Origin of the sequence: Mesorhizobium sp. M0514 (assembly GCF_040321145.1) — a bacterium.
Lineage (GTDB): Bacteria > Pseudomonadota > Alphaproteobacteria > Rhizobiales > Rhizobiaceae > Mesorhizobium.
Window position 1 is genome coordinate 33,237 of the sequence record NZ_JAMYQZ010000055.1, and the last position, 9,818, is coordinate 43,054.

At 62.6% G+C, this 9,818-nt stretch carries 8 protein-coding genes and 1 pseudogene; 7 read left to right on the forward strand and 2 right to left on the reverse strand.

All coding sequences use genetic code 11. The features are described from left to right. Positions 1-8: 8 nt before the first annotated feature. Entirely contained in the window at positions 9-446 is a 438-nt protein-coding gene (locus NKI61_RS21365) for a VOC family protein (protein ID WP_023692002.1), read from the reverse strand. A gap of 206 nt (positions 447-652) precedes the next feature. Between NKI61_RS21365 and gnd the strand changes: the two genes are divergently transcribed. Then, entirely contained in the window at positions 653-2,080 is a 1,428-nt protein-coding gene (gene gnd / locus NKI61_RS21370; protein ID WP_023704233.1) for an NADP-dependent phosphogluconate dehydrogenase, read from the forward strand. Positions 2,081-2,114: 34 nt separating this feature from the next. Here the strand turns inward: gnd and NKI61_RS21375 are convergent. Beyond that, positions 2,115-3,145, reverse strand: a pseudogene (locus NKI61_RS21375) (LacI family transcriptional regulator). A 392-nt stretch (positions 3,146-3,537) separates the two neighbouring features. Between NKI61_RS21375 and NKI61_RS21380 the strand changes: the two are divergent. The 6 genes from NKI61_RS21380 to NKI61_RS21405 all read left to right on the forward strand — a co-directional run bounded on the left by NKI61_RS21380 (position 3,538) and on the right by NKI61_RS21405 (position 9,804). Continuing rightward, positions 3,538-4,776 carry an ABC transporter substrate-binding protein gene (locus tag NKI61_RS21380; RefSeq protein WP_023683028.1) on the forward strand — a complete coding sequence of 413 codons (1,239 nt, stop codon included), beginning with the start codon at positions 3,538-3,540 and terminating at the stop codon, positions 4,774-4,776. 81 nt (positions 4,777-4,857) lie between these two features. Continuing rightward, the gene (locus tag NKI61_RS21385) at positions 4,858-5,751 is read left to right on the forward strand and encodes a carbohydrate ABC transporter permease (protein ID WP_023683029.1); all 894 of its coding nucleotides are present in this window, start codon (positions 4,858-4,860) and stop codon (positions 5,749-5,751) included. Next, on the forward strand, positions 5,744-6,679 hold the full coding sequence (locus tag NKI61_RS21390) for a carbohydrate ABC transporter permease (protein WP_023669802.1): 936 nt from the start codon (positions 5,744-5,746) through the stop codon (positions 6,677-6,679). The genes NKI61_RS21385 and NKI61_RS21390 overlap by 8 nt, the downstream gene beginning before the upstream one ends. A gap of 5 nt (positions 6,680-6,684) precedes the next feature. Then, positions 6,685-7,785: an ABC transporter ATP-binding protein gene (locus tag NKI61_RS21395; RefSeq protein ID WP_502899911.1), complete on the forward strand. Its 1,101-nt coding sequence runs from the start codon at positions 6,685-6,687 to the stop codon at positions 7,783-7,785. A gap of 118 nt (positions 7,786-7,903) precedes the next feature. After that, positions 7,904-8,650, forward strand: coding sequence for a sugar phosphate isomerase/epimerase family protein (locus NKI61_RS21400; RefSeq protein WP_352840688.1), 747 nt, complete (start codon positions 7,904-7,906; stop codon positions 8,648-8,650). Positions 8,651-8,661: 11 nt separating this feature from the next. Next, entirely contained in the window at positions 8,662-9,804 is a 1,143-nt protein-coding gene (locus NKI61_RS21405) for a Gfo/Idh/MocA family protein (RefSeq protein WP_023683032.1), read from the forward strand. Positions 9,805-9,818: the final 14 nt, after the last annotated feature.

Consider the following 9,818-nt stretch of genomic DNA (forward strand, 5'->3'; position numbering starts at 1 on the left):
AAGGGCGCTCAGCCGAGTTCCTGGGCTAACCCGATGAGATGCCCTTCCGGCCCGCGGATGTAGCAGAGCCGATACACGTCCTGGTAACGGACGACTTCACCGGCCAGCTGCGCGCCACGCTTGCGGAGCCTTTCAAGCGTATCGTCGATGTCGTCCACGGTAAACATGACGCGCAGGTAGCCCAGGGCATTGACCGGGGCGTTGCGGTGATCGGCGACGACCGTCGGCGTGAGGAAGCGGGAGAGCTCGAGCCGGCTATGGCCATCCGGTGTGCGCATCATGGCAATCTCGACGTGCTGATCGCCGAGCCCGGTGACACGTCCGGCCCACTCGCCTTCGATCGTCGCCCGCCCTTCCAGTTCGAGGCCGAGCTCGCGAAAGAAGGCAATCGTCTCGTCGAGGTCATCGACGACGATTCCGACATTGTCCATCCGTTTGACTGCCATAAGTTCAACCTAACGTCATATGTTCGATCGGCAAGGCGTCGCCTGGTCACCAACTGACCCTTCCTGACTCGGTCTGACACAACGCAGACGCAACACAATTCGGCGAGGCGGTTGACGTGGCGCGAAAGGCCCGTCAATCATCTCGCCGAAAAATGGGCATCCCGAAAAACGCGGCCTCAACAAAATCCGAAAGCAGGGAAGAAACGATGGAAAAAGCCGAAATAGGCCTGATCGGCCTTGGCACAATGGGCTCCAACCTCGCGCTCAACATTGCCGAGCACGGGCACCGCATCGCCGTCTTCAACCGCACCAAGGCGCGCACCGATGCCTTCCTCGAAGGCGCCGGTTCGCTCAGGGACATGGTGGTGCCCTGCTACAGCCTGGAGGAACTGGCAGCTGCGATCAAGCCGCCGCGCCCGGTCATCATCATGGTGCTGGCCGGCAAGCCGGTCGACGAACAGATCGAAGCGCTGCGCGGCGTGTTGTCTGACAACGATATCGTCATCGATGCCGGCAACGCCAATTTCCGCGATACGATGCGGCGCTTTTCGGAACTGTCGGGCTCGGGTCTCACCTTCATCGGCATGGGCGTATCGGGCGGCGAGGAAGGCGCGCGCCACGGGCCGTCGATCATGGTCGGCGGCACCGAAGACTCCTGGAAGCGCGTCGAACGCGTGCTGACCGCGATCTCGGCCAAGTTCAAGGATGAACCGTGCGCTGCCTGGCTCGGCACAGACGGCGCCGGGCATTTCGTGAAAACCATCCACAACGGCATCGAATATGCCGACATGCAGATGATCGCCGAGATCTACGGTATCCTGCGTGACGGTCTCGGCATGGGGCCGAAGGAGATCGGCAAGGTCTTTGAGGACTGGAACAAGGGCCGGCTCGATTCGTATCTGATCGAGATCACCGCCAGGGTGCTGGCCGCTGACGATGCAAAGACCGGCAAGCCGGTGGTCGACATCATCCTCGACCGTGCCGGCCAGAAGGGCACCGGCAAATGGTCTGTCATCGAGGCGCAGCAGCTCGGCATTCCGGCGACGGCCATCGAGGCGGCGGTGGCGGCCCGCGTGCTGTCCTCGATCAAGGATGAGCGGCAGGCGGCCGAAAAAGCCTATGGCAATATCGGCGTCACCAAGATCTCCGGCGACAAGGCGGCACTTCTGAAAGACCTGGAGCTGGCGCTGCTCGCCGGCAAGATTGCCGCCTATGCACAAGGTTTCGCGGTGATGAGCGCCGCCTCGAAGGAGTTCAACTGGAACTTGCCGATGCCGACCATCGCCAAGATTTGGCGTGCCGGCTGTATCATCCGCTCGCAGATGCTCGACACCATGGCGGAAGCCTTCGGCTCGGGCGGCGCGTCCACCAACCTTTTGATGGCGCCGGCTTTCACCACCATGATGCAGGAGGCGCATCCGTCGCTTAGGCGCACCGTTGCCAAGGCATCGGAAGCAGGCTCGCCGGTGCCTGCACTGGCGTCGGCACTTGCCTATTTTGACAGCTACCGCCAGGGCCGCGGCACCTCGAACCTGATCCAGGCGCAGCGCGACTTCTTCGGCGCGCATGGCTTCGAGCGGATCGGCGAGCAGGGCGCTTTCCATGGGCCATGGGGAAGTGGAGCGGCCGGATAGGGTCAGGTGAGGCGGACCTCTCAGGTCGTGCCAGTCAGCCCTGATACGCGACGACGTCGCCCGGCTTGACCACAGTCTGCAAAGAGCCAGGTGCCGCGCCGCCTATCCAGCCCAGCACGGCGCGGGCAAGCTCGGTGCCGGCGAGGCGGAAATCTTCGTTGACGATCAGCAACTCCCGGCGGAACAGATGCAGCAGTTCCGACGATTGCTTGGACACGACATCGACGTCGCGGCCGAGTTTCAGGCCGGCATCCTCGATGCCGGCGACGATGGCCAGCGTTGCTGCGGCGGCGCTGCTGACGAAACCGTCCGGCCTGACGTCGCGGCGCATCAACTGCGCGGTCCGCGTCCTGATCTGATCGATCGACTGGTCGATCGAAACAGCGTTGAACGGCACTTCGCTGGCGTCGACCTCGCTCAGTGCGTCGGCAAAGCCATTGACCGTGTGGTCGTAATAGGTGAGCCCGACCGGCGGCGCTACCAGCGCCAGCCGGCGCCGGCCGGATGGCGCACCGCTTCGGCGGCGAAGGCGTAATTGTCGAAGTCGTGATAGGGGTGGACAAGCCCCATATCGGTGCGGCCATGCGTGGCAAAGGGTATGCCACGCTCCAGCATGTAGCGGGCGCGCGGATCGTTGGGCTGCGTGCGTGAGATGATGACGCCATCGGCCGAGCCGGACTCTACCAGATACTTTACCGGGTCCAGCGGATCCTGCGAGCGCGAGTAGGGCGTGACGATCAGGTGATAGGGTGTGTCGGCAATGACCTCCGAGACGCCGTAGATGATGTCCGAGACAAAGCTCATGATCTCGCGCTCGGTATTGAGCACGAGGCTGATAACATTGGTCTTGCCAGTCCGCAGGCGCACGCCGGCGCGGTTCGGCCGGTAGCCGATCTGCCTGGCGACGAGTTGAACCCGCCGCCTGGTCTCGGCGCCGATCTCGGGTGCATCCTTGAGCGCGCGCGAGACGGTGGTGACGCCGAGCCCGGTCATGAAGGCAAGCGTTTTCAGCGTCGGCCGCTCATGCGCCGCCTCGTCGTCCTTCTCCGTCTGGTCCCTGTCCATTCGTCCCGCCCCGTCAGGCGCATAGCAGCCGCCGGACCAGCCGACAATCGCTTCGATGACGATGTGGCACGGTTCTTCGCCGTCAGGCCTCAATATACTGAAACGTTACAGATTTCCAACATCGCAGCGCGTGGGTCTCTCAAGCCATGGTTTTGGCAGGGTTTTGGCGGCCAGAAACGTTGCGCGAGAATCAGGTTCGAGACGGTTTTCTTGCGCTGCAGCATGATTTTACAGCGCAGCACCCGGTTTTGCGCGGAGTTTGCCGGTTTGCACGCAACGAATTTGTTCGCGCCTCGAAAAAACATTCGAGCGCGTTTATCTCAGGGGTTGCACGCACCGCATAATTGCCGTATCGAAAATCTGTAACGTTTCAGATTCTGGGAGGAACCGAAATGCGCTATAGACTTTTGACCGCTGCCCTTGCCGCGACGGCCGCGCTTCAGCTTGCCGGCCCGGCGGCCGCCACCGACCTGGAAGTCACCCATTGGTGGACGTCGGGCGGCGAGGCGGCGGCGGTTGCGGAATTCGCCAAGGCCTTCGACGCGACCGGCAATCACTGGGTCGACGGCGCCATTGCCGGATCCGGCGGCACGGCACGGCCGATCATGATCAGCCGCATCACCGGCGGCGATCCGATGGGCGCCACCCAGTTCAATCACGGCCGGCAGGCCGAAGAACTGGTGCAGGCCGGCCTGATGCGCGACCTCACCGATGTCGCCACCAAGGGCAAGTGGACGGAAATCGTGCGGCCGAAGAGCCTGCTCGACAGCTGCACCATCGACGGCAAGATCTATTGCGTGCCGGTCAATATCCACTCCTGGCAGTGGTTGTGGCTGTCGAACGAAGCCTTCGAGAAGGCCGGCGTGCCGCTGCCGAAGGACTGGAATGAATTCGTGGCGGCAGCGCCCGCCCTGGAAAAGGCGGGCATCATCCCGCTCGCTGTCGGCGGACAGGCCTGGCAATCTTCCGGCGCCTTCGATGTGCTGCTGGCGGCGGTCGGCGGCACCGATGCATTCCTCAAGGTCTACAAGGACAAGGACGCCAAGTTCGCCGCTGGGCCCGAGATCGCCAAGGTCTTCAAGGCCGCCGACGATGCCCGCAAGATGGCGAAGAACACCAATGTGCAGGACTGGAACCAGGCGACCAATCTGGTCATCACCGGCAAGGCCGGCGGCCAGATCATGGGTGACTGGGCGCAAGGCGAGTTCCAGGTTGCCGGCAAGGTCGCCGGCAAGGACTATGCCTGCCTGCCGGGCCTCGGTCTGAACGAAGTTATCGCCACCGGCGGCGACGCCTTCTATTTCCCGCTGCTCAAGGATGCCGACAAGTCCAAGGCGCAGGAGGTGTTGGCAGAGACGCTGCTCGACCCTAAGACTCAGGTCGCCTTCAATCTCAAGAAGGGCTCGCTGCCGGTGCGCGGTGACGTCGATCTCAATGCGGCGAACGACTGCATGAAGAAGGGTCTGGCCATCCTCGCCAAGGGCGCCGTCATCCCGTGGACGGACCAACTGCTTTCGCAGGATACCCAGAAGCAGAAGGAAGATCTCTTCGCCGAATTCTTCGCCAAGCCGGACCTGACCATCGAAGACGCGCAGAAGCGCTTCGCCGACCTCATCGCTTCGGCAGACTGACGTTGGAGGCAATACACCTCGCTCCCGGCCTTGCGAAAGCAGGGCCGGGATCGCACCGCCCTTACCCAGCCGGCTGACGAGATGAGCAAGAGCGAACGCCCCAACCCGCTGTTCCGCAACATCAATGCGAAGGTCGCCTCGATCCCGATGATCCTCACCGCGTCGGTGGTTTTCGTCGGCGGCACCGTCTGGACGGTGTTCTATTCCTTTACCAATTCGAAGCTGCTGCCACGGCTGAATTTCGCCGGGCTCGACCAGTATTACCGGCTGTGGGCGACGCCGCGCTGGCTGATCTCGATCGAGAACCTTTTGATCTACGGCGCGATTTCGCTCGTGTTCTCACTGGTCATCGGCTTCCTGCTTGCAGCGCTTCTCGACCAGAAGATCCGTTTCGAGGACACGTTCCGCACCATCTTCCTCTATCCGTTCGCGCTTTCCTTCATCGTCACCGGCCTCGTCTGGCAGTGGCTGCTCAATCCGGATTTCGGCATCCAGCATGTGGTGCGGGACCTCGGCTGGACGAGCTTCAACTTCGACCCGCTCTACAATTCCAGCATCGTCATCTACGGCATTTCGATTGCGGCGCTGTGGCAAGGCACCGGGCTCATCATGTGCTTGATGCTGGCCGGCCTGCGCGGCATCGACGAGGACATCTGGAAGGCGGCGCGGGTAGACGGGATCCCGATGTGGAAGACCTATCTGTTCATCGTCATCCCGATGATGCGGCCGGTTTTCATCACCACGCTGGTCATCATCGCGTCGGGCATCGTCAAGGTCTACGACCTCGTTGTCGCCCAGACCAGCGGCGGCCCCGGAATCGCCTCCGAAGTGCCGGCCAAATATGTCTATGACTACATGTTCTTCGCACAGAATCTTGGCCAGGGCTTCGCCGCCTCGACCATGATGCTGCTCTCGGTGGTGATCGTCGTCGTGCCGTGGGCCTACCTTGAATTCGGAGGCAGGAAGCGTGGCTGACCCGGCCGTCCCTTTGCCAGCCAGCGCGGGTGCCGCCGAGCGCGAAGCCTCCGGGCCGCGCGGGCCGAAGCCGCGGCATGTCTTCTCGCGCCGCAATATCTTCCTCTATGGCACGCTGATCGTGGTGGCGGTCTACTATCTGCTGCCGCTCTACGTGATGGTCGTAACCTCGCTCAAGGGCATGCCCGAGATACGGATGGGCAATATCTTCTCGCCGCCGCTCGAAATCACGTTCGAACCGTGGGTGAAGGCGTGGGCGACCGCCTGCACCGGCCTCAATTGCGACGGGCTTTCGCGCGGCTTCTGGAATTCGGTGCGCATCACCGTGCCGTCAGTGCTGCTGTCGATCGCGATCGCCTCGGTGAACGGCTATGCGCTCGCCAACTGGCGCTTCAAGGGCGCCGACACATTCTTCGTCATCCTGATCGTCGGCGCCTTCATCCCCTATCAGGTGATGATCTATCCGATCGTCATCATCCTGCGCGAGATCGGCCTCTACGGCAGCCTCAGCGGCCTGGTGATCGTCCATTCCATCTTCGGCATGCCGATCCTCACGCTTTTGTTCCGCAACTATTTTGCCTCGATGCCGGAAGAGCTGTTCAGGGCGGCACGGGTCGACGGCGCCGGCTTCTGGGGCATCTTCCTGCGGATCATGGCGCCGATGTCGCTGCCGATCTTCGTCGTCGCCATCATCCTGCAGGTGACCGGCATCTGGAACGACTTCCTGTTCGGCGTCGTCTACACCCGCCCCGACACCTATCCGATGACGGTGCAGCTCAACAACATCGTCAATTCGGTGCAAGGCGTGAAGGAGTACAACGTCAACATGGCCGCCACCATCCTGACCGGGCTCGTGCCGCTCATCGTCTACTTCATTTCCGGCAAGCTTTTCGTGCGCGGCATCGCCGCCGGTGCGGTGAAAGGGTGATGGCGATGATGGCAGCCAGCGGCACCAGCGTTTCGATCCAGGATCTGTCCCTGAATTTCGGCTCTGTATCGGTGCTGCAGACCCTCAATCTCGAGGTCGCAGAGGGCGAGTTCATCGTGCTGCTCGGTCCCTCGGGCTGCGGCAAGTCGACCTTGCTCAACTGCATCGCCGGGCTGCTCGATATTTCCGAAGGCCGCATCTTCATCAAGGGCAAGAACGTCACCTGGGAAGAGCCCAAGGATCGCGGCATCGGCATGGTGTTCCAGTCCTATGCGCTTTATCCGCAAATGACGGTGGAGAAGAACCTGTCGTTCGGCCTGCGCGTTGCCGGCGTGCCCAGGGACGAGATCGCCAAGCGCATCGCCCGCGCCGCCGAGATCCTGCAGATCGAGCCGCTTTTGCAGCGCAAGCCCGCGGCCTTGTCCGGCGGCCAACGCCAGCGCGTGGCGATCGGGCGGGCGCTGGTGCGCGACGTCGATGTCTTCCTGTTCGACGAGCCACTATCCAATCTCGACGCCAAGCTGCGCTCGGAACTGCGCGTCGAAATCAAGCTTCTGCATCGCAAGCTGCAGAACACCATGATCTACGTCACCCACGACCAGATCGAGGCGATGACGCTGGCCGACCGTATCGCGGTCATGCGCGGCGGCGTCATCCAGCAGCTCGACGCGCCGCAGACGATCTACAACCGGCCGGTCAACCGGTTTGTCGCGGGCTTCCTCGGCTCGCCGGCGATGAATTTCCTCGAAGGGGAGCTGGAAGCCGGTGCTGCTCCGGCGTTCAGGACCGACGGTGTTTCGGTGCCGCTCGATCGCTATACCTTTGACGGCACGGAGCGCCCGGCCGGCGCTTGCGTGCTGGGCATCCGGCCTGAACATATCGCTTTCGGTGACGCTGCAAAGTCGATGCCGTTTTCCGCCGGCGGTTCGGTCGAGATCGTCGAGCCGATGGGTTCCGACACGCTGGTGTGGACGAAGCTTGCCGGCCGCAACCTCTCCTTCCGCGTCGAGGCGGAACGGACGCTGCGCAGCGGCGATCCGATCCAGTTCGGTTTCGATCCGGCGCGCGCCTCGCTGTTCGACGCCGCGACCGGCAATCGCCTGTGACCCTCTAGAATCATCCGCAAACCATCCTCCCAAGAACGATCCCCCTAAAACGATCTCGCGAAAACGATCCCCCGAAAACATCCCCAAGCCTTAACCACCCAAGAAACGGACAGAGACGATGAACTGGTCATTCCAACTCTACAGCGCCCGCAATTTCCAGCCGTGGAAAGGCATCCTGAAAATGCTCGGCAAGCTCGGCTACAAGGAAGTCGAAGGTTTCGGCGGCGTCTATGACGACCCCACGGCGTTCCGCGCCGAACTCGACAAGAACGGGCTTTCGATGCCGACCGGACATTTCTCGATCGATGCGCTGGAGAATGATTTCGACGGCGTACGCAAAACAGCCGACGCACTCGGCATCACGCTCGTCATCTGCCCCTATCTGCTGGCCGAGCAGCGGCCGGCCGACGCTGCCGGCTGGCGCGGCTTTGGCGAGCGTCTGGCCAAGGTCGGCGAGACCGCAAAAAAAGCCGGCTACGGCTTTGCCTGGCACAACCATGATTTCGAGTTCAAGACACTCGCCGACGGCTCGGTGCCGCAGGATCACATCCTGTCGGCTGCGCCCGACATCGGCTGGGAGATGGACGTCGCCTGGGTAGTCCGCGGCGGCGTTGATCCGCTGCCGTGGATCGAAAAGCACGGCAAGCGCATCAGCGCCGTCCATGTCAAGGACATGGCCAAGTCAGGCGAAGGCCTTGACGAGGACGGCTGGGCGGATGTCGGCCACGGCACCATCGACTGGGCCGGCCTGATCAAGACACTTCGGGCGAAGAGCGCGGCCAAATATTACGTGATGGAACAGGACAACCCCAACGACATCGAGCGCTTCGCCAGCCGCTCGCTCGCATCCGTCAAGGCTTACTAGGAACAATCATCATGGCAAAGAAACTGGGTATCGGCGTCATCGGTTGCGGCAACATCTCGAAAGCATATTTCTCGCTGGCGCCGCTGTTTCGCGGCATCGAGATGCGCGCCTGCGCCGACATCAACATGGACGCGGCGAAGGCACGGGCGAAGGAGTTCAAGCTGCGCGCCGAGACCGTCGAAGAACTGCTCAAGGATGACGAGATCGACATCATCGTCAACCTCACCATCCCGGCGGTGCACTACGGGGTGTCGAAGCAGATCCTCGATGCCGGCAAGCACGTCTATTCGGAAAAGCCGTTCGTGCTGTCGGTCAAGGAAGGGCTCGACCTCAAGAGCCGCGCCGAGAAGAAAGGGCTGCGCATCGGCTCGGCCCCGGACACGTTCCTGGGCGGCGCGCACCAGCTGGTGCGCAACCTCATCGACACCGGCGCGCTCGGCAAGATCACCAGCGGCACCTGTCATGTGATGGGCCACGGCATGGAGCACTGGCACCCCAATCCCGATTTCTTCTTCCAGCCGGGCGCCGGGCCGGTGCTCGACATCGGGCCCTACTACATCACCAACCTGATCCAGCTGATCGGGCCGGTGAAGCAGGTGGCGGCCTTCGCGACAACGCCTGCCAAGGAGCGCACGATCTCGTCGAAACCGCGCGCGGGCGAGAAAATCCCGGTCAACACGCCGACAACGATCCACGGCCTGCTGGAGTTCGAGAACGGCGCCGTGATCACGCTCAACACCAGCTGGGACGTCTGGGCGCATGGTCACGCGCCGATGGAACTCTATGGCGAGACGGGCACGGTGTTCGTGCCGGATCCGAATTTCTTCGGTGGCGACGTGCGCATAACCAAGGCGGCAAAACCGGTGAAGAAACTGCCGAAATGGCAGCATCCGTTCGGCGTGCCCAACGAAATGCACGGCCAGGGCATGATGGCCAACTACCGCACCGCAGGCCTTGCCGACATGGCGCTGGCGATCGCCGAGGGCCGGCCGCATCGTTGCTCGATGGAGCTCGCGCTGCATGCCGTCGACGTCATGACCGGCCTGTTGCGGTCGGGCGAGACCGGCAAGTTCGTCGCCATGCAGACCAGCTGCGAGCGGCCGGCTGCACTCGGCGTCAAGGACGCAAAAGAACTGTTGGCGAAGCAGAAATGAGGTAGAAGGGTGGG